Below are 23,705 nucleotides of genomic sequence, written 5' to 3'. Positions count from 1 at the left end.
TAGATGCCGTCACGGACTCTGGAAACCTGGCCCCACGGCGCAATCATGCTGGACGCGCAACACACGCGTTTTGCCTTGTGGGCGCCAGACGCGTTTTATGTCAGCGTTGAATTGGAAAACGGCAAGTCCGTCGCCATGCTCCCCCAGCCGGAAGGCTGGTTTGAAACAGAACTGGCGTGCCCGGCGGGCACGCGCTACCGCTTCAATATCGACGGGGAACAGGATGTTCCGGATCCGGCGTCCCGAGCCCAGGCCTCGGACGTCCACGGCTGGAGCGTGGTGGTCGATCCGCTCGCTTATTCCTGGCGCCATAGCCATTGGCAAGGCCGCCCGTGGCACGAAGCGGTGATCTATGAACTGCACGTCGGCGCGCTGGGGGGCTACGCCGGGGTCGAAAAACACTTGCCACGCTTGGCCGAGCTCGGCGTCACCGCCATTGAGCTGATGCCACTGGCGCACTTCCCCGGCGAGCGCAACTGGGGCTACGACGGCGTACTGCCCTACGCCCCCCAAGCCTCCTACGGCACACCCGAGCAACTCAAGCACCTGATCGACAGCGCCCACGAACATGGCCTGGCGGTGATTCTCGACGTGGTCTACAACCACTTCGGCCCCGACGGCAACTACCTGGGTCAATACGCCCAAGGCTTTTTCCGCGAAGACGTACACACCCCTTGGGGCGCGGGCATCGATTTTGATCGTCGGGAAGTCCGCGATTTCTTTCTTGATAACGCGCTCATGTGGCTGTTGGAGTATCGCTTCGACGGCCTGCGCCTGGACGCAGTACACGCCATCGATAACCCCGATTTCCTCAAGGAACTGGCCCAACGGGTACGCCAGCAAGTCGATATCGGCCGCCACGTCTGGCTGGTGCTGGAAAACGAATTCAACCAGGCCAACCTGCTGGAGCACGACTTTGACGCGCAGTGGAATGACGACGGCCACAACGCCCTGCACGTGCTGCTTACCGGCGAGACCGACGCCTATTACAGTGACTTCGCCAGCGACACCACTGCCAAGCTGGCCCTTTGCCTAAGCGAGGGTTTCATCTACCAGGGCGATACCACCCGCCATGGGCACACCCGTGGCGAGCCCAGCGGCCATCTTCCGCCCACTGCTTTCGTGCTGTTCTTGCAGAACCATGACCAGATTGGCAACCGTGCCCTCGGCGAACGCCTGCACAAGCTCTGCTCACCCCAGGCGCTTGCGGCGGCGACCACGTTATTGCTGATGTCGCCGATGATTCCGCTGATGTTCATGGGTGATGAAGTGAACGCCAGCGAACCGTTTTTATTCTTCACAGATCATCACGGCGAACTCGCCGAAGCGGTACGTGAAGGCCGGCGCAGCGAATTTGCCGACTTTGCAGCGTTCCACGACCCCGAGCGGCGTGAACGCATTCCCGACCCCAACGCCCTGTCCACCTTTCAACACTCTGCACCGTCGTTTACCGACAGCGAACACACCCGGCTTTACCGCCAGCTATTAAGCCTGCGCCACCGGCATATCGTGCCGCACCTGCCCGGTAGCATGGCGCTGGGCGCGCGGGTGCTGGCCGACGGCGCCGTCACTGCGCGCTGGCGCCTGGGCGACGGCAGCGTTCTGCAGATCGACCTGAACCTGAGCGCCGCCGCGTTGGACCATCCAACGTCTGCACACGTGTTATTCGAAACGCCTGCCCATCAAGGCGCACACCTGCCGGCCTATAGCGCACGCGTCACCCTATCCCCTGTTGGAGAGCACCTTTGAGCGAAGCGAACCTGGAAATCCTCGCCAGCCGAGCGGGCCTGGCCGTCGATTGGATCGACGCAAACGGCCGCCCGCAACGAGTGAAACCCGACGCCTTGCGCGCCGTTCTCAAAGGCCTGGGCCACCCGGCCGACAGCGATGCAGAGATCGACGCCAGCCTGTTGGAACTGGAGCAGGCGCAACAAGACAAGCACCTGCCGCCGCTATTGACCATCGACAGCGGCGAAGGCCTCGACCTGGCCCGCTACTTCGAGCCCGATACGCAGTGCCGGGTCACCCTGGAAGGCGGCGACACCCTTGAGTTGCGGCTTGATAGCGACGGTGTGTTGCCCGGCGTGGTTGCGCTGGGTTACCACCAAGTGCATATCAACGGGCAAACCTTCACGTTGGCAGTCGCCCCCACTCACTGCTACAGCGTCGCCGAAGCCGTCGACAGCCACCCCGCCCGCGCATGGGGCCTCAGCGCCCAGCTCTATGCCCTGCGCCGCTTGGGCGATGGTGGCTTCGGTGACACCTTGGCGCTGGAACACCTGGCCCGTTCGGCTGCCGAGCGCGGCGCCGATGCCTTGGCGATCAGCCCGATGCACGCGATGTTCAGCGCTGACACCGGGCGTTACAGCCCGTACTCCCCATCCAGCCGGCTGTTTCTCAACAGCCTGTATGCCTCACCGGGCTGTATCCTCGGCGAACGCGAAGTGCGTAACGCCATTGAAGCCATCGGCCTCACGGACGAACTACACAACCTCGAACAACACACCCTGATTGATTGGCCCACTGCTGCCCAGGCCAAGCAACGCCTGCTGCGTGCACTCTATGAAGACTTCCGCCACGGCCACCACCCGCAACACGCCGACTTCCTGAGCTTTCGCCAGGCAGGCGGTGAAGCCCTGGAAAACCACTGCCGCTTCGAAGCCGTCCAAGCGCTACGTGCAGCGGCCGGTGAAGACCTTGACTGGCGCCACTGGCCCGAAGAATGGCGTAACCCTCAAAGCCCTGCCCTCGTGCATTTTGCCGAAGAGCACGCCGAGCAGATTGGCTACTTCGCCTTCTGCCAATGGCTGATCGCTCGTTGCCTGGACCGTGCGCAACAGGCGGCGCGGGGCAGCGGCATGGGCGTCGGCCTGATCGCCGACCTTGCGGTGGGCGCCGATGGTGGTGGCAGTCAGGCCTGGAGTCGCCAGGATGAATTGCTCGCCAACCTCACCGTGGGCGCACCACCGGATATTCTCAACCGTGCCGGGCAAGGTTGGGGCATCTCGGCATTTTCCCCCGAAGGCCTGAAACGCCACGGTTTTCGTGCCTTCATCGAAATGCTGCGCGCCAATTTCGCGCATGCCGGTGGCCTGCGTATCGATCATGTGATGGGTCTGCAACGCCTGTGGGTCATCCCCATGGACGCCTCGCCACGTGAAGGCGCTTACCTGTATTACCCGGTGGACGACCTGCTGCGCTTGCTCGCGCTGGAATCCCATCTTCACCAGGCGATTGTGCTCGGTGAAGACCTCGGCACCGTGCCCGACGGCCTGCGCGAAAAGCTGATCGCGCGTTCGATTCTCGGCATGCGCGTGCTGCTGTTCGAACAAAACCACGAGGGTCATTTCAAGCCGATTCTCGATTGGCCGGACAACGCCCTGGCCACCACCAGCACCCACGACCTGCCCACCCTCAATGGGTGGTGGCACAGCCGCGATATCGAATGGAATATCCAGCTAGGCCTGATCGATGCGCCCACCGTCGAACAGTGGAGCGAACACCGCCTGCGCGAACGCCAGGCACTGCGCCAGGCGCTAAGCCAAGACCCGCAGAACTTCGTCGATGAGATCCGCAATGAAACCGACCATATGATCGACGCCAGCGTGCGCTACCTCGGCCACACCCGTGCGCCGCTGGTACTGCTGCCATTGGAAGATGCATTGGGCATCGAAGAACAGGCCAACCTGCCCGGCACCCTCGACACGCATCCCAATTGGCGCCGCCGCCTGCCGGGTGAGGCCTCTGCCCTGCTCGACAATGACAATGCCGCACGCCGCCTCGAACTGCTGGCCGTTGCGCGCAACCAGGCCCACGAGCGTGACCGATGAAGGCGCTGCCGCTACGTGCCACTCAACGCCTGCAATTCCATAAGGGTTTTACCCTGGACGATGCGGTGCCGCTGGTGCCGTACTTTGCCCAGCTGGGTATCAGCCATCTGTATGCCTCGCCACTGCTCAGCGCTCGTTCTGGCTCCATGCACGGCTACGACGTGGTCGACCCGACCCGTGTCAACCCGGAGTTGGGCGGCGAGCCGGCATTACGCCGTCTGGTGGCTGCGCTACGTGAACACGATATGGGGCTGATCCTCGATATCGTCTCCAACCATATGGCCGTGGGTGGCGCTGATAACCCGTGGTGGCTGGACCTGCTGGAATGGGGCCGGTTGAGTCCCTACAGCGAGTTCTTCGACATCCAATGGCACTCGCCCGACCCGCTGCTCAAGGGCCAATTGTTGATGCCCTTCCTGGGTAGCGATTATGGCGAAGCGTTGCAGACCGGCACCGTGGCCCTGCGCTTCGACGCCAGCCAAGGCGCGTTTCATGTCGAGCACTACGAGCACCGCTTCCCGATCTGTCCAAGGGATTACGCGCAGATCCTGGGTCAGGATGAATTACTGAAGCCGTTGTCCGAGCGTTTCAGCGCCCTGGCTTATCAGGACGACGCTTACCACGAGGCGGCGTGGCTCAAACAGGCGCTGGCCGAGCGCGCGACCGAAGACGATGTGCGCCAAGCCATCGAGCACCAAGTGGCGGCCTTCGACTTTGACCGCCTGCATCGGTTGCTGGAGCAACAGGCCTACCGCCTGGCCAGTTGGCGCACGGCGGCGGACGATATCAACTGGCGGCGCTTCTTCGACGTCAACGAACTGGGCGGCCTGCGCGTGGAGCGCAGCGCGGTGTTCGAAGCCACCCACGGCAAGATCTTCGAATTGATCAGCGAAGGCCTGGTGGATGGCCTGCGCATCGACCATATCGACGGACTGGCCGACCCACGTGGGTATTGCCGCAAATTGCGCCGCCGCGTGGATTCGCTGGTGCCTGACCGCCACCTGCCGATCTTCGTCGAGAAAATCCTCGGCGAAGGCGAAACCCTGCGTGAAGACTGGCAAGTGGACGGCACCACCGGCTACGAATTCATGAACCAGCTGTCGTTGCTGCAACATCATCCGGATGGCTTCGAACCACTGGCCGACTTATGGACACGCCACAGCGAACGCCCCTCGGCGTTTATCGAAGAGGCCCGGTTGGCCCGTCAGCAAATCCTCAATGGCTCCCTCGGTGGCGACTTTGAAAGCGTCGCCCAAGCCCTGCTGCAAGTGGCCCGCGACGACGTGATGACCCGCGATCTAACGTTGGGCGCGATCCGTCGGGCGTTGCAGGAACTGATCGTGCACTTCCCGGTGTATCGCACTTATATCAGTGCCCGTGGCCGCAGCGCCGCCGACGACGCACTGTTCCAGCAAGCCATGGAAGGTGCACGCAGCACCCTGGGCGAAGGCGACTGGCCGGTGCTCGACCACCTGGCGAATTGGCTGGGTGGCCAACCCTGGCGCAATCGCCCGGTGGGCCGCGAGCGCAAGATCCTCAAGCATGCCTGCGTACGCTTCCAGCAGCTGACTTCGCCCGCCGCCGCCAAGGCCGTGGAGGACACTGCGTTCTATCGCTCGGCGGTACTGTTGTCGCGTAACGATGTGGGGTTCAGCACCGAACAGTTCAGCGCGCCGTTGGCGGATTTTCACGCGGTCAATCAACAGCGTTTGCAGACCTTCCCGGACAACCTGCTGGCCACTGCCACCCACGACCACAAACGCGGCGAAGACACCCGTGCACGCCTGGCGGTGCTCAGCGAATGTGCACCGTGGTTTGTCGAGCAGGTGGAGCAGTGGCGTACCCTTGCCGAGCCGTTGCGCGCCGAAGGCAGCCCGTCGGCCGGCGATGAATTGATCCTGTATCAAGTGCTGTTGGGCAGTTGGCCGCTGGACCAGACAGACGACTTCGACGGCTACCAACAGCGCCTCTGGCAGTGGCAACAAAAAGCCCTGCGTGAAGCCAAGTTGCAGAGTAGCTGGAGCGCGCCCAACGAGGCGTATGAACAAGGTGTCGAGGGTTTCCTGTCACGCCTGTTGCTCAGCGACACAGGTCACGCACTGCGCACGGCCATCGGCCACGCCGCCCAAATCATCGCCCCAGCGGGTGCGCTCAACAGCCTGGCGCAAACCTTGCTTCGTAACACTGTGCCGGGTGTGCCAGACCTGTACCAGGGCGATGAGTTCTGGGACTTCAGCCTGGTCGACCCGGACAACCGTCGTCCGGTGGGCTTCAACGCGCGGCAACAGGCGTTGAATATCCCGCCGGATATCGGTGAACTGTTGTTCAACTGGCGTGACGGGCGTATCAAGCAGGCATTGCTTGCCCAGGTGTTGGCCTTGCGCAAGGCCTATCCCGAAGTGTTCCGCAGCGGTACCTACACACCACTGGAAGTGGTGGGAAAATATGCGGAACGGGTGGTCGCGTTCAGTCGCGAGCACCAAGGCAAAACGCTGTGGGTGGTGGTGCCGCGCTGGCCCCATCACTTGCTGGAAAACGGTGTGTACCCCCAGATCAATGCGCAGGTTTGGGGCGATACTCGGGTGAAATTACCGTTCGCCGTGCCAACACAAAACTGGAAGGGACTTTTTCATACGGGCGCAGTCACACCAAACAAGGAGCTGTTGGTCAGCACTGCCCTGGGGGATTTCCCGGTCAATGTCTTTATCAATCCTGATGATCAAGAAAGCTGAAATTTTCTGTGAGGAGCATTGTGATGAGCACTGAAGACAAACGTATACGCGAGTTGGCGCATCAGATCTGGGAGTCTGAGGGTAAACCTCATGGTGAGGATGCGCGTCACTGGGCGATGGCGCGTAAATTGGCGGAGGCCGAGGCGCTGACGCCGAGTAAACCGAAGGCACCAACCAAGCCCAAGGCCGCGCCGAAGCCCAAGCCAGCGCCCGCCAAGCCGGCCGCCGAGAAAAAGCCCAAGGCCCCACGCAAGCCTGCTAGCTGAACACTTCTCTCCTGTGGGAGCGGGCTTGCTCGCGAATACGGTGGGTCAGCTACCACATGCGCTGACTGATATACCGCCTTCGCGAGCAAGCCCGCTCCCACAGGGGTATCGCAATCCGAACTAGATCATTCACTGACACTCAGTCGGCACGGCCGCGTTCGGCCCGAAAAAACACCCTTGCAGGAGCACTTCAATGAGCAAACCCGACAAAAACCAAGCGACGCCGAGCAACGAGCCGTCGCGGATTCGTGAAGGTTTGCCCTTCCCTCTCGGCGCCACTTGGGATGGCCTGGGCGTCAACTTCGCACTGTTCTCGGCCAACGCCACCAAAGTTGAACTGTGCCTGTTCGACGACTCCGGCGAAGTGGAACTGGAGCGTATCGAGCTGCCCGAGTACACCGACGAGACCTTCCACGGCTACTTGCCCGACGCCCACCCAGGGCTGATCTACGGCTACCGTGTGTACGGTCCCTATGACCCGGCCAATGGTCACCGCTTTAACCACAACAAATTGCTGATCGACCCCTATGCCAAGCAACTGGTCGGTGAGCTCAAGTGGTCCGAGGCGCTCTTTGGCTACACCATCGGCCACCCCGATGACGACCTGAGTTTCGACGAACGTGACAGCGCGCCTTTCGTGCCCAAGTGCAAGGTGATCGACCCTGCCCACACCTGGGGCAATGACCAACCGGTGCGCGTGCCGTGGGATCGCACGATCATTTACGAAACCCACCTGCGCGGCATCAGCATGCGCCACCCTTCGGTGGGTGAGTCGGTGCGCGGCACCTGTGCCGGCTTGATGGAAGATGATGTGCTCAAGCATATCCGCCAGCTCGGCGTGTCATCCGTTGAGCTGTTGCCCGTGCATGCCTTCGTCAACGACCAGCACCTGCTGCAAAAAGGCATGACCAACTATTGGGGCTACAACAGCATCGCGTTTTTTGCCCCCGACCCGCGTTACCTGGCCAGCGGCAAGATCGCCGAGTTCAAGGAGATGGTCGCGCACCTGCATGAGCAGAAGCTCGAAGTGATCCTGGACGTGGTTTACAACCACACCGCCGAAGGCAACGAGCGCGGGCCGACCCTGTCCATGCGCGGCATCGACAATGCCTCGTACTACCGGCTCATGCCTGACGACAAGCGCTTCTACATCAATGACTCCGGCACCGGGAACACCCTGGACCTGAGCCACCCCTGCGTGTTGCAAATGGTCACCGACTCTCTGCGTTACTGGGCCAACGAGATGCACGTCGACGGCTTCCGCTTCGACCTGGCGACCATTCTCGGCCGCTACCGCGACGGTTTCGACGAGCGCCACAGCTTTCTCGTTGCCTGCCGCCAGGACCCGGTGTTGCGCCAGCTCAAACTGATCGCCGAGCCTTGGGATTGCGGCCCTGGAGGCTACCAGGTCGGTAACTTCCCACCGGGTTGGGTGGAATGGAACGACCGCTTCCGCGATACCGTACGGGCCTTCTGGAAAGGCGACGATGGTCAGCTTGCGGACTTTGCCGGGCGCATGACCGCATCGGGCGAGATGTTCAACCATCGTGGCCGTCGGCCCTACAGCTCGGTGAACTTCATCACCGCCCACGACGGTTTCACCCTGCACGACCTGGTTTCGTACAACGACAAGCACAACGAAGCCAACGACGAAAACAACCAGGACGGCAGCAACAACAACCTGTCCTGGAACCACGGCGTTGAAGGCCCCACTGACGACCCGGAAATCAATGCGCTGCGCCTGCGCCAGATGCGTAACTTTTTCGCCACCCTGCTGCTGGCCCAAGGCACGCCGATGATCGTTGCGGGTGATGAATTCGCTCGCACCCAGCACGGCAATAACAACGCCTATTGCCAGGACAGCGAGATCGGTTGGGTCAACTGGGACCTGGACGATGACGGCAAAGCGCTGCTCAAGTTTGTGAAGCGCCTGATCAAGCTGCGCCTGGCTTACCCGATCCTGCGTCGTGGCCGTTTCCTGGTTGGCGACTATAACGAGGATATCGGTGTAAAAGACGTCACCTGGCTGTCACCTGCGGGCGACGAGATGACGACTGAACAATGGGAAGACAGTCACGGACGTTGCCTGGGCATGCTGATGGATGGCCGCGCCCAGGAAACCGGGATTCGCCGCCCAGGCGCCGATGCAACCTTGTTGTTGGTGGTGAACGCCCACCATGACATGGTCAATTTCCGTCTGCCGCCGGTGCCTGAAGGTGGTTTCTGGACCTGCATGCTCGACACCAATCAACCGTCGGTACGTGGCCAGGAGCGCTTTGAGTTCGATCACGAGTACGCCGTCACCGGCCGCTCACTGTTGCTGTTTGAACTGCAATACGAGGAAGAGGTGTGACATGGCACTGCATGGATTCCTTCAAGGCTACCGGGGCTACGCGGACACGCAGGCCCTGGGCGAGGCCCTGAAGGCGCTTCAGGAAGAAGGCCTGGACCAACTACCGTTGCCCGGCAGCGGCCAGACGTTGGAACGCTTCAGTGGCCTGGCCCAGGTCGCCGGGCACGACTTGCGCTTGTGCAAATTGTTCGAAGGTCACACCGACGCGCTGGCGATCATCGCCGAGCTCCATAGTCCGCTGCCGCCGCTGGGCAGCACGTGGGGCATGTGGGCCGCCGAGCCGCCAAATGCCAAGGTGCGGGCGCGGCACGACGGTCATCGATGGATCCTCGACGGACGCAAAGCCTGGTGCTCCGGCGCGGCAGTGGTCAGCCATGGTTTGTTGACCGCATGGGATGAGCAGGATCGCCAGCAACTGATGGCGGTACAGATGGATCAGGCGGGCATCACCGTTACCAACACGGGTTGGAATGCCGTGGGCATGGCCGCCACCGGCAGCGTCGAGGTGGTATTCGAGGGTGTGAGTGCAATTGCAGTGGGCGCACCGGGTGATTACCTGGCGCGACCCGGATTCTGGCAAGGCGGCATCGGCATCGCAGCCTGCTGGTACGGCGCGGCGCAGCGTCTGGCAGAGGTATTGCGCGAACAATGCAGCAAGCGTCCTGAGCCCCATGCCCTTGCTCACCTGGGGGCCGTCGACAGTGCGTTGAACAGCGCTGCCTGTGTGTTGCGGGCAAGTGCAGAACACATCGACCGCGACCCCAAGGCCGATGCCAGGCAACTGGCCCAGCAGGCACGCGCCAGCATTGAAGACACGGTCGAGCAAGTGATGCGGCATGTCGGCCGTGCCGTGGGCGCCGGTCCCTATTGCAAGGATCCGCACTTTGCGCAGTTGATGGCGGACCTGCCGGTGTATGTGCGCCAGAGTCACGCCGAACGCGACTTGGCGGCCTTGGGCGAACAGGTCGCCGACGATTCCACAGGGAGGTGGCAGCTATGAAACCCAATCCAATTGTGGGCCAGGGCACGCCGTTGCATCGCTGGCAGGCCTCGGCACTGATCGCCGAACTGGCCCCCATCAGCATTGAGCAGTTGGTGCCTGAAGGCCATCGGGCGGTGATCATTGCGCCGCACCCGGATGATGAAGTGCTGGGTTGCGGCGGCCTGATGCAAGGCCTGACGGCGCTGGACCGGCCGATTCAGCTGATCTCGGTCACCGATGGCAGCGCCAGCCATCCCGGTTCGCAACGTTGGCCGGTGGAGCGCTTGAGCGTGGTGCGCCCGCAGGAGTCGGCCCAGGCCCTGCACCGTCTTGGTGTGCCAATGAACCGATTGAAATGGTTGCGGGCGGGGTTTGCCGACAGCCAGGTCGCCGCTCGAGAGCAAGAGTTAGCCGCATTTATCCAACGCTACCTCAAGCCCACCGACGTGGTATTCACCACCTGGCGCGAAGACGGTCACTGTGATCATGAAGCCGTCGGTCGCGCGAGTGCCCAGGCTGCTCTGGCGGCAGGCGCCACCCTGTATGAACTGCCCGTGTGGACGTGGCATTGGGCGACCCCCGAGGACAGCCTTGTGCCCTGGCACCGCGCGCGAAAAATCCCACTGAGTTGCGACGCCGTGGCACGCAAGCGTCATGCCATCCATGCTTTTGCCAGCCAACTGGAGGGCGACCCGCAGATCGGCCTGCCGCCCGTGCTGGCGCCCTATGTGGTGGAGCGTCTTTTGCAACCTTTCGAAGTGGTGTTTGTATGAGCGTGGCCACGCCCTACTTCGACCAACTGTTTGCCGATAACGACGACCCTTGGGCTTTTCGCCAACGTTGGTATGAGCGCCGCAAGCGTGCGTTGACCATGGCGATGCTGACCCGTCCCCGCTATACGTCGGTGTTTGAGCCGGGTTGCGCCAATGGCGAGTTGAGCTTTGAACTGGCGCCACGCTGTGATCGTTTGATGTGTTGTGACACGGCCTGCGCAGCCGTCGCGTTGGCGCGCGGCCGCCTCCTGGGTTTCCCCCATGCCGAGGTGCAGCAAGGATACTTGCCGGCGCAATGGCCAGCGGGCCGCTTCGACCTGATCGTATTGAGCGAACTCTGCTACTACCTCGACCCAGACGACTTGAACGTATTGATCGACCGCGCCCTCGACAGCTTGACCGACGACGGCCAATTGCTCGCCTGCCATTGGCGCCCCGCCATTGCGGGTTGTCCGCAAACCGGCGAACACGTGCACGGGTTACTTCAGGAGCGGCTCGAAATGCCACTGTTAGCCCGCCATCACGAAGCTGATTTTCTTCTCGACCTGTGGGGCCGCGACGGCACTTCGGTTGCCACCCTTGAGGGCTTGCGATGATCGGCATACTGATCCCGGTACATAACGAGGAAGCGCTGTTGGGCGAATGCCTTGAGGCAGCGCTGATCGCCGCCCGCCATCCGGGACTGTTGGGCGAATCGGTGCAGATTCTGGTGGTGCTCGACAGTTGCAGCGACGCCAGCGGCGCAATTGCCCAAACCTTTGCCGTTCAGCGCCTGGAAGTACAGGCGCGCAATGTCGGGCACGTGCGTGGTGTGGGTGCGCGGCATCTGCTTAACCAGGGGGCGCGCTGGATCTCCTGCACCGACGCCGACAGCCGCGTGGCGCCGGACTGGCTGGTAGCGCAGCTTGCACTGAACGCCGACGCCGTGTGCGGCACCGTCACCGTCGATACGTGGAGCGAAGGCTTCGACTCGGCGGCGCAGATCCGTTACCTGCAGGGCTATCAAGCGTGCGATGGTCATCGCCACATCCACGGCGCCAACCTCGGTATCAGCGCGGGTGCTTATATACGTGCCGGTGGCTTTGAACCGTTAGCGTGCCATGAAGATGTGCAATTGGTGCGCGATCTCGAACGCTGCGGCGCACTGATCGCCTGGAGCCATAGCCCGCAGGTCGTCACCAGCGCGCGGCTGGAGGCGCGGGCCCAAGGTGGGTTTGGTGATTATTTGAAGAGCCTGGTGCAGGCGTCGTAAAAAAACGACGTTACGTCATGTGAAAGCAACGGAACCTTGTCTATGCTGACAACGCCTTGCTGGTAATCCAGGGTTGGAGTGCCACGCAACCACCGCAGCGGAGCCTGTAGTGGAAAAAAGAGAGTCGTCCCGTCAACGGGGCACGACCCCGCATCAATCGACAAGGATGTGACACCCATGAAGCCTGCCTCGTTAAGCGAAGGCCGCCGCGGCCCGGCGCAAATCTGGAACAGCGCCCCGCAGTTGGCGCAAATCCCCCCTATCTCGACTTCCTCACTGGTACCGCCCGGTGCGCGCGTGGTGATTATCGCTCCCCACCCCGGTGATGAAGTGCTGGCCTGCGGCGGTTTGCTACAACTGCTCAGTACCCTGGAACACCCTCTGCAACTGATCTCCATCACTGACGGCAGCGCCAGCCATCCGGGCTCCCAGGTGTGGCCGGTCAGCCGGCTGAGCGTGGTACGCCCACAGGAAAGTGCCGAAGCACTGCGCCGCCTGGGTATGCCGTTGCACAGTTTGAAGTGGATTCGTGGCGGTTTTTGCGACAACGCCCTGGCCGCTCGTGAGCCGCAGCTCAGCCAGTTCATTGCGCGTTACCTGCAACCCGGCGATGTGGTGTTTTCCACTTGGCGCGATGACGGCAATGAAGACCACGACGCCGTGGGCCGGGCCAGTGCCAAAGCCTGTAGCCTGGTGGGCGCACAGCTGTATGAGTTGCCGATCTGGGCCTGGCACTGGCCGGCCCGTGAAGGCGCGGTGATCCCCTGGCAACGCGCGCGTAAAGTGCGCCTGGACACCTGGAGCGTGGCACGCAAGCTTCACGCAGTGCATGCATACGCCAGCCAACTGGTGGGTGACCCGCAAATCGGCCTCGCACCGATGTTGGCGCAGGTGCTGCTGGAGCGGATGCGCGAACCTTACGAGATTGTGCTTTCGTAGAACGCTCCCACTCGTCTGTACCTGTTACTTCTGACAGTAGCGGCCTTATCGAACAGCGTCTAAGGTGCAAAAAGCCCTGCACTGGTTGATGTGCAGTCGAGAAATCCATGCCAACTCTCTGCATTGGCCGCTGTTTTCCGAAACAGGTAACCCGCTGTCCCTGATCCGTACTGCGCATAACGTTGTCATGGTCTGGTCCGAGCCCTGCTTATGCCGGTCAGGACACATCCCCCTTGAACAAGGACGGATCATGCGCGCACCGACAACACCCTCTCTCTCCCTGTATTTCGCCTGCTCGGTAGCCATTTTCATTTGGCCTGCTATCAGCCAGGGTGCCTGTATTATCGTCCCCACCGCCGGGGATGACACTTATACGTGCAACAGTGGCATCGCTGCCGGGTTCACTGACAATGGCGGCAACAATACGCTGAGCATGTCGGGAACCGGGACCATCGCGGGAAATGTCACGTTTGGTGCAGGTATCGACGTCGTGACCTTCCTTGACGCCAACAGCACAGGCATGCACATCAACGGTTCCCTGAATCAGGGTAACGGAAACAACATTTTTCAGATGAACAACGGCTCGATCAGCGGATCGCTAACACAGGGTTCGGGCGCGGATATTGTGCAGATCAGTGGCGGGCAAATTGGCGACGTGTTTCAGGGAGACGGCAGGGACAGCTTTTCAATGAGCGGGGGCACCATTGCATCGCTGGACCAGGGCGACGCCCACGACACGTTTGTCATGAACGCGGGCACCATCACCGGGGCCTTCCTGAATGGGGATGACGCCTTGATGACTGGCGGCACCATTGGCCGCGTCGACATGAGGCTGGATAAAAACCTGTTCGATATGCGCGGCGGGACGATCCTCGGCAACCTGGTGACCGGCTTTGACGACGATACGATTCTGATCTCGGGCACCAGCCTTATCGTCGGGAACGTCAGCACCAGTGGTGGCAACGACGTTATCACCGTCACGGGTGGCACTATCGGGGGGCAGATCCTTGCCAGCACCGGTAACGACCAGTTCAATTGGATCGGCGGCGGTGTCATCCGGGGCCTTATTTTGATGGGCGACGGTACTGACACCGCACTTCTCCAGAACCTGACTGCAACCCAACTGTCCACGACGCCGCTGATTGACGGCGGCCTGGGGACCGACACGCTCATACTCGACAATACCCAGGCTGATACACCGGGACGCTATACCCAGTGGGAGCAAGTGACGCTGCAAAACAACGCCAGCTTCAGACTTGGCGGCACCTTTGTGCTCGGTGACCCAGGCACAGGCACGGGCACCATGACGCTTGGCGGCAGCAGTAAATTGCTGGTCGACACCGGCATTCTCAGCGCTTACACCGCTGGGCAATTGGTGACGCTGAACAACAGCGGCAGCATCGACATGACCACCGGCAGTTCCACCGCTACCGATACGCTGACCGTCAATGGCAACTACAACGGCACCGGCGGCACGCTTGCCTTGCAAACGGTGCTGGGCGCCGATGGTTCGGCCAGCGACAAACTGGTGGTCAGCCAAGGCACGATCCAAGGCAATACGGGGATTAATATCACTAACCTCGGGGGCACTGGGGCGGCGACGCTTCAGGACGGTATTCAAGTCGTGCTCGCCACCAACGGTGCTACCGGTGGCGCAAGCGCCTTCACCCTGGCGGCACCCGCCTCGGCCGGTGCGTTTGATTACTACCTGTTCAAGGGCGGAGTCACTGCCGGTACCGCAGAAAACTACTACTTGCGCTCTACCGTGCCTGTCGTCCCGCCGCCCGACCCTGACCCTACGATTATCGTGCCACTGCCGACGCCCGTGGAGGGAACGCCGCCGTTGCCACCGAACCCGGGCGTCACACCGCTTCCAATCTACCGCCGGGAAGTACCGATCTACGCGGCGGTGTTTCCAGCCGCACAACAAGTCGTCCAGGCCATGCTGGGGACTTATCACGAACGCATGGGCGACCAGGGCCAACAGCTACAGACAAGCCCCCTCACGGCGGGCTGGGGACGGGTGTATGGCAGCAATAGCCGGCAAAGCTTTGCAGGCACGGTCAACCCCACGCTGGACAGCTCGATGACCGGGTTTCAGGTGGGCAGTGACGTGTTTGCCAACACCCTGGGCAACGGCCTGACCCAACACGTCGGGTTCTTCGTCGGCCATAGCCGTTTAACCGGTGACATCAAGGGTTTCAACGGCGGCTGGCAAAACAAGGACGCTGGCAGCACCACCTTGCGCGGCGATAGCCTGGGCGTGTATTGGACGCTGATCAACCCCAACCGGGCCTACCTGGACCTGGTCGTGATGGGTACCCGCTTCGACGGTCACAACGAGTCAGACCGTGGTGTAAAAATGAAGACACGTGGCCATAACGTGGCCGCTTCGGCTGAGGTGGGTTGGCCGCTGCCGCTCACACAGCAATGGATGATCGAGCCCCAGGCCCAGGTAATCGTCAGCAAGACCAAACTGGATAGCCAAAACGACGGCATCTCCGACGTGTCCTACGACGCCGACACTCTGGTGACCACCCGGCTGGGCGTGCGCCTGAGCGGCGACTACCCACTCAGTGGCATGCTCCTGCAACCCTATGCGCGTGCCAACGTCTGGCATACAAAAGGTGGGCAAAATACGGTGACGTTTGCAGACGTTACAGACATCGTGACCGAGCAGAAATCCACCACGATGGGGGTCAGTCTTGGCGCCAATCTTAAAGTGGCATCCGGTATCAGCCTGTACGGCGAGGTCGGCTACAACCGCAACCTGGACAGCAATACCTTCAACGGTCGCCAGGGCACAGTGGGGTTGCGAATGCAGTTTTGACCCCCCGTCTGTATCGCAGTGTGTACGCAGACCATTGCGATACAGAGCCTTTAACTCTCGCGCTTTTTTGAAACAGAGCAGACACAGCACCGCGTTCAACTGACGGCCAGGCACACATCAAGCCGCAGGAGGCTCGCCATGCACGCTCAGTTGAATCGCCGCTCCAAACGTCCCCTCTTCCTGGCCTTTGCGCTATTTCAATTGGGCATCATCGGCAGGGCCAGCGCCGAAATGCCGGAGATCAACATCCCCGCCCCCGTCACCCAATCGGCCTTCGGCGCGCTCAAGCACGTCAAGGCCGGCTTGCTGGATGTGGCCTACGCCGAAGTCGGCCCAGCGAGCGGCCAGGCGGTGATCCTTCTGCACGGTTGGCCCTACGATATCGATAGCTACGCCCAGGTTGCGCCGTTGCTGGCAGCCAAGGGTTATCGCGTGCTGATCCCCTATGCACGGGGTTATGGCGACACGCATTTCCTCTCGGACAAGACTCTGCGCAATGGGCAACCGGCGGCATTGGCCAGTGACGTGATCGACTTCATGGACGCGCTGAAGATCAAGCAAGCGGTGCTCGGCGGCTACGACTGGGGCGCACGCTCGGCGGACATTGTCTCGGCACTGTGGCCGGAGCGGGTCAAGGCGCTGGTGTCCGTCAGCGGCTACCTGATCGGCAACCAGGCCGCAGGTAAAAATCCACTGCCGCCAGAGGCCGAGCGGCAATGGTGGTACCAGTTCTACTTCGCCACCGAGCGGGGCGCCGCCGGTTACCAGAAAAACACCCATGACTTTGCCAAGCTGATCTGGCAAACCGCCTCGCCTCAATGGAAATTCGACGACGCCACCTTCGAGCGCAGCGCCAAGGGCCTACAGAACCCGGATCACGTCGCCATCACGGTGTTCAACTATCGCTGGCGCCTGGGCCTGGTCCAAGGCGAGCCCCACTACGCGCCGCTGGAGCAGAAACTCGCCCAGGCCCCGGCCATTCGTGTACCGACCATCACCTTGGAGGGCGACGCCAACGGCGCGCCGCACCCTTTGCCCGAGGATTACGCCAAACGCTTTACCGGCAAATACCAGTTCCGCCAGATCAATGGCGGCATCGGCCACAACCTGCCGCAGGAAGCACCCGCAGCGTTCGCCAAGGCAGTGATTGATGCGGATCATCTGTGAGCGCATCGCTATACCCTTTACTACATAGCGATCAATTGCGTAGCTTAGGGCTCCCCGCCGAAGGAGCCCGATGCCCATGTTGCTGCGCCAACTCAACTACCTCGTGACCCTGGCCCAGGAGCAACACTTTGGGCGTGCCGCCGAACGCTGCAATATCTCCCAACCGGCGCTGTCGGGTGCCATCCGCAGCCTTGAGCAGGAATTGGGCGTGTGTGTGGTCCAGCGCAGCCGGCGCTTCGAAGGGTTCACAGCCGACGGAGAGCGGGTGCTGGCGTGGGCGCGGCGCATCCTGTCGGACTGCGATTCGATGCGCCAAGAGGTCGGCACTGGCGAGCATCACCCCAGCGGTGTGCTGCGTTTCGGCGCAATTCCCACGACCCTGTCGATGGTGCCAATGCTCACGGACTATTGCCTGCGCCCGTACCCAGACATGCGCCACGAGGTCTACACCCTGGCCACCTCGCAGATGCTGCAGAAAATCTCCAATTTCGAGCTGGACCTGGGCATGACCTACCTGTCGGACGGGCGTCTACGCGAGTTCCAGACGTTGCCGCTGTTTAAGGAACGCTACGTGCTGATCACCCGCGACGACAGCCTGCTGCAAGGCGCCACCGAGCTGACCTGGGAAGACGTCGCCGCCCTGCCCTTGTGCCTGCTCACCGCCAATATGCAGTGCCGCCAAGGGATCGACGCGGCGTTCGCCAAGGCTGGCGTACGCATCTCGCCCCGGGTGGAAACCGACTCGATGACCGTGCTCTACGCCCACGTGCGCTGTTCGGGACTGTGCAGCGTGGTGCCCCATAGCGCGTTGTCACTGATCGAAATGCGCCAGGAGATTACCGCTGTGCCGATCATGCCGGAGCTGCAACGAGAGATCGGCCTGGTGATGCTCAAGCGCAATCCGCAACCGTTGCTGCTGGGCAGCGCCCTGGCGATTTTCAGCACATTGGACCTGCAACGCCGGGTCGACGCCTTCCTGCACTGCTGATAACCGCAACTGATCTATAGATCAGCCCAAGCGATTGGCCGTGGCTTTCCCGACGCTGGAATATGCGGATCAGGCAGTACAGATCTGCCTCAATCCAATAAGAAGGAAGGTCCCATGGCGAAGATTATCTGTGTGCTCTACGACGACCCCATCACTGGACAACCCGAAACCTATGCCCGCGATGACCTGCCTCATCTTGAGCGCTACCCCGATGGCCAGACCCTACCCACGCCCAAGGCCATCGACTTCCAGCCCGGCACCTTGCTCGGCAGCGTTTCCGGCGAGCTGGGCCTGCGCAAGTACCTGGAATCCAACGGCCATCAATTGGTGGTGACCTCCAGCAAGGACGGCGCCGACAGCGTGCTGGAGCGCGAGCTGCACGACGCTGAAATCGTCATCTCCCAGCCGTTCTGGCCGGCCTATATGACCGCCGAGCGCATGGACAAGGCGCCGAAGCTGAAGATGATCGTCACCGCAGGCATTGGTTCAGACCACACCGACTTGCAGGGCGCGATGGACCGCGGCATCACCGTGGCCGAGGTCACCTACTGCAACAGCAACAGCGTGGCCGAGCACGTGGTGATGAGCGTGTTGGCGCTGGTACGTAACTACCTGCCGTCGCACCAATGGGTGCTCAATGGCGGCTGGAACATCGCTGACTGCGTGGCACGCTCCTACGATGTCGAAGGCATGCACGTGGGCACTGTGGCTGCCGGGCGCATCGGCCTGCGCGTACTGCGCCTGCTCAAGCCGTTCGACATGCACCTGCACTACATGGACCGTCACCGCCTGCCGGAAGCGGTGGAAAAAGAGCTGAACCTGACCTACCACGAAACCCTCGAAAGCCTCGCTAAAGCCTGCGATGTGGTGACGTTGAACTGCCCGCTACACCCTGAAACCGAGCACATGATCAACGCCGATTCGCTCAAGCACTTCAAGCGCGGCGCGTACCTGATCAATACCGCGCGCGGCAAGTTGTGCGACCGGGATGCAATCGCTGCAGCACTCAAAAGCGGCCAACTCGCCGGGTACGCCGGTGACGTGTGGTTCCCGCAACCCGCGCCGGAAGACCACCCATGGCGCAGCATGCCGCACCACGGCATGACCCCGCATATCTCCGGCACCAGCCTGTCGGCCCAGGCGCGTTATGCGGCGGGTACGCGGGAAATTCTCGAATGTTATTTCGACAACCGACCGATCCGCGATGAATACCTCATCGTGCAGGGTGGCGCTTTGGCCGGCGTGGGCGCGCACTCCTACAGCGCGGGCAACGCCACCAAAGGTTCGGAAGAAGCGGCGCGCTTCAAGAAATGAAACAGAGCCCAGCGCAGACGGGCCAGGCAACTGGCCCACTTCGGCGGCTGCTGGCCTTGTCCTTGCTATGGATCTGGCTTGGGGCTTTTCTGGCACTGGTTGGGTTGGGTGCCATTGCCAAGGGTAGCGGGCAACCTTGGGTAATCGGTTCGTTTGGCGCCAGCGGCGTGCTGCTGTTTGCCTACCCGCAAGGACCGTTTTCCCAGGTACGCAACGTGGTGGGTGGGCATGTGCTGACCTCACTGGTGGGGCTTTGCTGTTTGCAGGTATTGGGCCCTGGCCTGCTGCCCATGGCGTTTGCGGGAGGGCTGGCGACGGTATTGATGGTGGTCACGCGGACGGTGCATCCGCCAGCAGGCGGTAACCCGGTGATTGTGTTCATGACACAACCGGGCTGGACGTTCCTGTTGGTGCCGACCTTGGGCGGAGCGTGCTTCTTGATGCTCAGCGCATGGCTGTACTGGAAGGGTATTCGCTGGCTGGAACAACGTTTCAAACCTAGCGCGGTGGTCCGGGAGTAACCGGACCACCGCGTTTTTTATCAGGCTGGCACACCCAGGATAATGTGCGATGCCTTGATCACCGCAGTAGCGCTGACACCCGGCACCAGGCCCAACTCGGCCACGGCATCGCGGGTAACGATGGAGTACACCTTCGAACCACCGGCTAACTCGATCACCACTTCGGCATTCACCGCACCGTCATTCACGCTGAGCACCTTACCTTCCAGGCAATTACGCGCCGACAAGCGAATGTCGCTGGATTCAGTCATCAGCATTACCCACGGCGCCTTGATCAACGCCACAGCCTCCTTGCCCACGGCAATGCCCAGGTTGCGCACGCTTTCCAGGGTCACCACGGCAACCAACTGCTCGCCACCTGGCAATGTCAGGACGACTTCGGCGTTGACGGAACCTTCCTGTACCTGGCTTACCTGGCCTTTGAACACGTTGCGGGCACTGACTTTCATGGGAGGAGCTCCTTTCTTGACTTATAGGTTAGGAAACGCCGCGCATGATTAAACGAGGCGGTGTGTAAAAACAACTATAGCGACCCGCCCAGCCCTCAGAAGTCCACCGTCGCCGACAGCTCAAACGTACGTGGCGCTCCCAGGCCCAGGCTCGACGTCAACGGCATGCCCCAATAGGCCTTGTTCGTCACGTTGGTCACCGTGCCGCGCAGGGTCACCGGGCGACTGGCGATTTGCGTGGCATAGCGCGTGCCGACGTCAAACAAGGTATAGCCGGGAATGGTCTGAGTGTTGTCGGCATCGATGTATTGCCGCGAGATCGCGGTGGCGTTGGCGGTCAAGGTCAACCCCCGCAGGACTGGTGTGTCCCACTCGGCGCCGAGCTTGCCTTGCAGCTTGGGCTCGCCGGTTGCTGTGTTGCCGTCGTAGCGGCCACCGACCGACTTGGTCACTTTGGGGTCGACATGGGCCACGCCGCCCATCAAGCGCACATCATCCAGCGGCGAACCGAAGAAGCCCCACTCAATCCCACGGTTACGTTGCTCGCCACCAAACGAAAACACGTTGGTGACCGGGTCGGTGAAGCTGCCGGGGCGTTCGATCTGGTACAGGCTGAGGGTGTGGGTGAACGTGCCAAGGTCCAGCTTGAGGCCCACTTCCTTTTGCTTGGTTTTGTACGGCGCAAACACGTCACCGTAGTTGGCCGCTGTCATCGGCGCCATGGCACCCTTGCTCAAGCCCTCGATGTAGTTGGCGTACACCGACACCTGCTCTGTGACCTTGACCACCAGCGCGGCAGCCGGAGTGGTGGCGCCCTCGTCATAACCGGGTTTGTTGCGGGCGCCGGTGGTGACGCTGAACGTGTCGGTGACAACGTTTTGGCGACGCACGCCAAGGGTCAGTTGCACCTTGTCGTCTAGGATCGACAGGGTGTCGGCCACGCCATAGCTGGTCAGCTCGGATTCAGTGTGAGCCACTGCCGGGAAGCTTTGTGCCGCCTGCGGCCCCCAGGTCGGGTGATAGATATTGGTGACCCAATTGGCGCCTGGCACCGAACGACGACCGTAGTCTTTCTGTTTGTCCGCATAGCGCGTGGCGTTCACCACCCACTGGTGTGCCACCGGCCCGGTTTGCAATTGCCAACGGAGCCCGGCCTCGCCTGAGGTCTTTTCGATATCCATCTTCAATTGGCCCATGGTGGTGCTTAAATCGCCCGCGTTATTGATGACCGTCGCCGACATCGCCCCGCTGTAGCGATAGTGGGTCTCGCTGGCACCAAACGCCGCGTAGGCCAGTAACTGGTCGCTCAAGTCGAACTCGCCGCGCACAATCGCGCCTTTGTCCTTGGTCTCGACAAACGCCCAGTCCGGGTTCAGCAAGGTGTCGGACTTGGGTGGCTTGGGCACCGACACGTTAGGCGCCAGGCTGATCCCACGGTTCTGCCCGCGCACGCGGTCCTCGCTGTTGTAGAGGTCCACCGACAACCGTGCACGTTCGCCACGCCAATCCAGGCCGAGGGCATTCAACTGGGCTTTCTGTTGTTGATGATCGGTGGCCGTATCGCCGTCGCGATAAACGCCGTTGAACCGCACACCAAACTGCTGCTCTTCGCCAAACCGACGCCCCACATCGAGGTGGCCGCCGTATTGCGCATCGGAGTTGTAGGTGGTGGTGAAACGGGTCAGCGGCTCGGCACCGGCACGCTTGGGCACCAGGTTGACGGTGCCGCCTACCGAGCCACCGGGAGGCATGCCGTTGAGCAACGCCGATGGGCCCTTGAGTACTTCGATGCGCTCGTACATTTCCGGCGAGATGCGGTAGTACGGCGCAACGCCGAACAGCCCGCCGATGGTCACGTCACTGATGCTGGTGGCAAAACCACGGATGGAATAGTTCTCGCTGTAGGTGCCTTTCAAACCATTGCTGAACACCGCTGGATCGGTGGCCGCGATCACATCGGTGACGGTTTGGGCCTGGCGGTCGGCAATGAATTTTTCCGTGTAGCTGATGGTGCTGAACGGCGTTTCCATAAAGTCTTTGTTGCCCAGCAGACCGATACGACTGCCATACGCCACCTGGTCACCGGCATAGGTGGGCGGCAATTCGGCGGTGGCTATTTCGCCGTCCACCTGGATGGAAGGCAAGGTGGAGACGGTTTTTTCTTCAGTGCGTTCCGCCTCTTCGGCGAACACCGGCGCGGCACTGATCGCCAGCCCCAGCAAGGCAATCTGTACGGCAGCGGCACTGCGTTTGAGGGCAAAGCCTGGACGAGCGGGCACAGGGGTACGTGTACGGTGAGTCATGGAAGGCTCCGTAAGGGTGTGTGTATTTTTTAGTGTTGGCAGTGTGTAGCGGGTTAAACGCCTGGAATCAGGGCTGATAACCTTTGATCACATCGTCGATCACGTGCTTGATCGACGTCGGGCTGGCGGCCATGACGTACCAGGCCTGGGCATCGACGAACACCACGCGCCCGTTCTTCCAGGCATTGGTCTGGCGCAACAACGGGTTGCCCAGGCTTTGCGCGTCCAGCGTCGGTCGGCGCTCAATCACGGCGGTGCGGTCCACCACGTAAAGGATGTCCGGGTTGGCTTGTTGGATGAACTCGCTGGAAATCGGTTGCCCATGCAAGCCGGTCTCGGCGGTCGGGCTTGCCGGTTTCACGCCCAGGTCGGTGAACACAAAGCCGTAGCGCGACTGCACGCCAAACGAGCTGAACGCGCCGTTGTTATGCAGCACCACCAGTGCGCGCTCGGGCCGCGCCTGGGTGATACGCCGCGCCTGCTCGACTTTTGCGTCAAGCGCGGCGACCTGCTGGCGCGCGAGTGCCTGCTTGTCGAAGACCTGCCCCAACGTCAGCAGGTGGTTTTTGATCACCTCAATATGCCGCGCCTCGCTGTCGCGGTAATCCACGTCAAAATGCACGGTCGGCGCAATCTCGCTCAGTTCGCCGTAATGCTGGGCCTGCAACGAGGTGATGAGGATCAGGTCCGGCCTGGCCGCGTGCACCCGCTCCAGGTTCGGCTGCACGATGGCGCCGGTGTCGACCACCGCCGCATCGTCCTTGTAGCGCTGCAGGAACTGCGGCACGAAGTCCTTGGGCATACCAGCCACGGGCACGCCCAATTGGTCGAGGAAATCGACTTCATTCATGTCCAGGGCAACCACGCGCTGCACCGGTGGCTGGATCTGTGTGGTGCCCAGCGCGTGGGTCACGCTGATTGGCGCCGCAGCGGCTGCCTGCCCCGTGACGAACACGCTCAGCAACAGGGCAAACGCCCAGGGGGTGTGATGACGTTTCATGGGTTC

18 protein-coding genes are annotated in these 23,705 nt (G+C 61.7%); 15 read left to right on the top strand and 3 right to left on the bottom strand.

The features are described 5' to 3' along the window. Positions 1 to 3: 3 nt before the first annotated feature. The 15 genes from treZ (at position 4) to HF257_RS18440 (ending at position 19,947) form a co-directional block, all read left to right on the top strand. The gene (treZ, locus tag HF257_RS18510; protein ID WP_185705786.1) at positions 4 to 1,749 is read left to right on the top strand and encodes a malto-oligosyltrehalose trehalohydrolase; all 1,746 of its coding nucleotides are present in this window, start codon (positions 4 to 6) and stop codon (positions 1,747 to 1,749) included. Beyond that, complete coding sequence (gene malQ / locus HF257_RS18505; RefSeq protein ID WP_185705783.1) at positions 1,746 to 3,830, top strand: 4-alpha-glucanotransferase; 2,085 nt, start codon at positions 1,746 to 1,748, stop codon at positions 3,828 to 3,830. Before treZ ends, malQ begins: the two co-directional genes overlap by 4 nt. Further along, the gene (locus HF257_RS18500) at positions 3,827 to 6,562 is read left to right on the top strand and encodes a malto-oligosyltrehalose synthase (RefSeq protein WP_185705781.1); all 2,736 of its coding nucleotides are present in this window, start codon (positions 3,827 to 3,829) and stop codon (positions 6,560 to 6,562) included. The genes malQ and HF257_RS18500 overlap by 4 nt, the downstream gene beginning before the upstream one ends. A gap of 23 nt (positions 6,563 to 6,585) precedes the next feature. Further along, positions 6,586 to 6,828: a DUF2934 domain-containing protein gene (locus HF257_RS18495; RefSeq protein WP_185705779.1), complete on the top strand. Its 243-nt coding sequence runs from the start codon at positions 6,586 to 6,588 to the stop codon at positions 6,826 to 6,828. A 193-nt stretch (positions 6,829 to 7,021) separates the two neighbouring features. After that, positions 7,022 to 9,181, top strand: a complete 2,160-nt coding sequence (gene glgX, locus HF257_RS18490; protein WP_185712106.1) for a glycogen debranching protein GlgX — start codon at positions 7,022 to 7,024, stop codon at positions 9,179 to 9,181. Position 9,182: 1 nt separating this feature from the next. Continuing rightward, positions 9,183 to 10,181 carry an acyl-CoA dehydrogenase family protein gene (locus HF257_RS18485; protein WP_185705775.1) on the top strand — a complete coding sequence of 333 codons (999 nt, stop codon included), beginning with the start codon at positions 9,183 to 9,185 and terminating at the stop codon, positions 10,179 to 10,181. Next, positions 10,178 to 10,936 (top strand): PIG-L deacetylase family protein, encoded by a 759-nt coding sequence (locus HF257_RS18480; RefSeq protein ID WP_185705773.1) that lies wholly within the window; start codon positions 10,178 to 10,180, stop codon positions 10,934 to 10,936. Before HF257_RS18485 ends, HF257_RS18480 begins: the two co-directional genes overlap by 4 nt. Continuing rightward, positions 10,933 to 11,532 carry an SAM-dependent methyltransferase gene (locus HF257_RS18475; RefSeq protein WP_185705771.1) on the top strand — a complete coding sequence of 200 codons (600 nt, stop codon included), beginning with the start codon at positions 10,933 to 10,935 and terminating at the stop codon, positions 11,530 to 11,532. Before HF257_RS18480 ends, HF257_RS18475 begins: the two co-directional genes overlap by 4 nt. Further along, positions 11,529 to 12,188, top strand: coding sequence for a glycosyltransferase (locus tag HF257_RS18470; protein ID WP_185705769.1), 660 nt, complete (start codon positions 11,529 to 11,531; stop codon positions 12,186 to 12,188). The genes HF257_RS18475 and HF257_RS18470 overlap by 4 nt, the downstream gene beginning before the upstream one ends. Positions 12,189 to 12,365: 177 nt before the next feature. Beyond that, positions 12,366 to 13,127, top strand: a complete 762-nt coding sequence (locus HF257_RS18465; RefSeq protein ID WP_185705766.1) for a PIG-L deacetylase family protein — start codon at positions 12,366 to 12,368, stop codon at positions 13,125 to 13,127. Between the two features lie 250 nt (positions 13,128 to 13,377). Then, positions 13,378 to 15,957, top strand: coding sequence for an autotransporter family protein (locus HF257_RS18460; protein WP_185705764.1), 2,580 nt, complete (start codon positions 13,378 to 13,380; stop codon positions 15,955 to 15,957). Between the two features lie 138 nt (positions 15,958 to 16,095). Continuing rightward, positions 16,096 to 17,124: an alpha/beta fold hydrolase gene (locus tag HF257_RS18455; RefSeq protein WP_185705762.1), complete on the top strand. Its 1,029-nt coding sequence runs from the start codon at positions 16,096 to 16,098 to the stop codon at positions 17,122 to 17,124. A 76-nt stretch (positions 17,125 to 17,200) separates the two neighbouring features. Further along, the gene (locus tag HF257_RS18450; protein ID WP_185706324.1) at positions 17,201 to 18,112 is read left to right on the top strand and encodes a LysR family transcriptional regulator; all 912 of its coding nucleotides are present in this window, start codon (positions 17,201 to 17,203) and stop codon (positions 18,110 to 18,112) included. Between the two features lie 114 nt (positions 18,113 to 18,226). Next, a complete protein-coding gene (locus HF257_RS18445) occupies positions 18,227 to 19,426 on the top strand; it encodes an NAD-dependent formate dehydrogenase (protein WP_185705760.1) in 1,200 nt (399 codons plus the stop codon). After that, positions 19,423 to 19,947, top strand: coding sequence for an HPP family protein (locus HF257_RS18440; protein ID WP_185705758.1), 525 nt, complete (start codon positions 19,423 to 19,425; stop codon positions 19,945 to 19,947). The genes HF257_RS18445 and HF257_RS18440 overlap by 4 nt, the downstream gene beginning before the upstream one ends. A gap of 20 nt (positions 19,948 to 19,967) precedes the next feature. Here the strand turns inward: HF257_RS18440 and HF257_RS18435 are convergent, their stop codons facing one another. The 3 genes from HF257_RS18435 to HF257_RS18425 all read right to left on the bottom strand — a co-directional run bounded on the left by HF257_RS18435 (position 19,968) and on the right by HF257_RS18425 (position 23,699). Next, the gene (locus HF257_RS18435) at positions 19,968 to 20,396 is read right to left on the bottom strand and encodes a TOBE domain-containing protein (protein WP_185705756.1); all 429 of its coding nucleotides are present in this window, start codon (positions 20,394 to 20,396) and stop codon (positions 19,968 to 19,970) included. Positions 20,397 to 20,491: 95 nt separating this feature from the next. Further along, positions 20,492 to 22,699, bottom strand: a complete 2,208-nt coding sequence (locus HF257_RS18430; RefSeq protein ID WP_185705754.1) for a TonB-dependent receptor — start codon at positions 22,697 to 22,699, stop codon at positions 20,492 to 20,494. Positions 22,700 to 22,766: 67 nt separating this feature from the next. Next, positions 22,767 to 23,699, bottom strand: a complete 933-nt coding sequence (locus HF257_RS18425) for a siderophore ABC transporter substrate-binding protein (protein ID WP_185705752.1) — start codon at positions 23,697 to 23,699, stop codon at positions 22,767 to 22,769. Positions 23,700 to 23,705 lie beyond the last annotated feature (6 nt).

Source organism: Pseudomonas cremoris (assembly GCF_014230465.1).
This window is presented reverse-complemented; position numbering and strand designations above follow the sequence as displayed.

What these genes read in the sequence shown, in the direction of transcription:
- HF257_RS18475 (WP_185705771.1), top strand. Translation starts at nt 10,933, where the DNA reads ATGAGCGTGGCCACGCCCTACTTCGACCAACTGTTTGCCGATAACGAC.
- HF257_RS18455 (WP_185705762.1), top strand. Translation starts at nt 16,096, where the DNA reads ATGCACGCTCAGTTGAATCGCCGCTCCAAACGTCCCCTCTTCCTGGCC.
- HF257_RS18480 (WP_185705773.1), top strand. Translation starts at nt 10,178, where the DNA reads ATGAAACCCAATCCAATTGTGGGCCAGGGCACGCCGTTGCATCGCTGG.
- HF257_RS18440 (WP_185705758.1), top strand. Translation starts at nt 19,423, where the DNA reads ATGAAACAGAGCCCAGCGCAGACGGGCCAGGCAACTGGCCCACTTCGG.
- HF257_RS18465 (WP_185705766.1), top strand. Translation starts at nt 12,366, where the DNA reads ATGAAGCCTGCCTCGTTAAGCGAAGGCCGCCGCGGCCCGGCGCAAATC.
- HF257_RS18425 (WP_185705752.1), bottom strand. Translation starts at nt 23,699, where the DNA reads ATGAAACGTCATCACACCCCCTGGGCGTTTGCCCTGTTGCTGAGCGTG.
- HF257_RS18495 (WP_185705779.1), top strand. Translation starts at nt 6,586, where the DNA reads ATGAGCACTGAAGACAAACGTATACGCGAGTTGGCGCATCAGATCTGG.
- HF257_RS18435 (WP_185705756.1), bottom strand. Translation starts at nt 20,396, where the DNA reads ATGAAAGTCAGTGCCCGCAACGTGTTCAAAGGCCAGGTAAGCCAGGTA.
- HF257_RS18500 (WP_185705781.1), top strand. Translation starts at nt 3,827, where the DNA reads ATGAAGGCGCTGCCGCTACGTGCCACTCAACGCCTGCAATTCCATAAG.
- glgX (WP_185712106.1), top strand. Translation starts at nt 7,022, where the DNA reads ATGAGCAAACCCGACAAAAACCAAGCGACGCCGAGCAACGAGCCGTCG.
- HF257_RS18460 (WP_185705764.1), top strand. Translation starts at nt 13,378, where the DNA reads ATGCGCGCACCGACAACACCCTCTCTCTCCCTGTATTTCGCCTGCTCG.
- treZ (WP_185705786.1), top strand. Translation starts at nt 4, where the DNA reads ATGCCGTCACGGACTCTGGAAACCTGGCCCCACGGCGCAATCATGCTG.
- HF257_RS18445 (WP_185705760.1), top strand. Translation starts at nt 18,227, where the DNA reads ATGGCGAAGATTATCTGTGTGCTCTACGACGACCCCATCACTGGACAA.
- HF257_RS18450 (WP_185706324.1), top strand. Translation starts at nt 17,201, where the DNA reads ATGTTGCTGCGCCAACTCAACTACCTCGTGACCCTGGCCCAGGAGCAA.
- HF257_RS18485 (WP_185705775.1), top strand. Translation starts at nt 9,183, where the DNA reads ATGGCACTGCATGGATTCCTTCAAGGCTACCGGGGCTACGCGGACACG.
- HF257_RS18470 (WP_185705769.1), top strand. Translation starts at nt 11,529, where the DNA reads ATGATCGGCATACTGATCCCGGTACATAACGAGGAAGCGCTGTTGGGC.
- HF257_RS18430 (WP_185705754.1), bottom strand. Translation starts at nt 22,699, where the DNA reads ATGACTCACCGTACACGTACCCCTGTGCCCGCTCGTCCAGGCTTTGCC.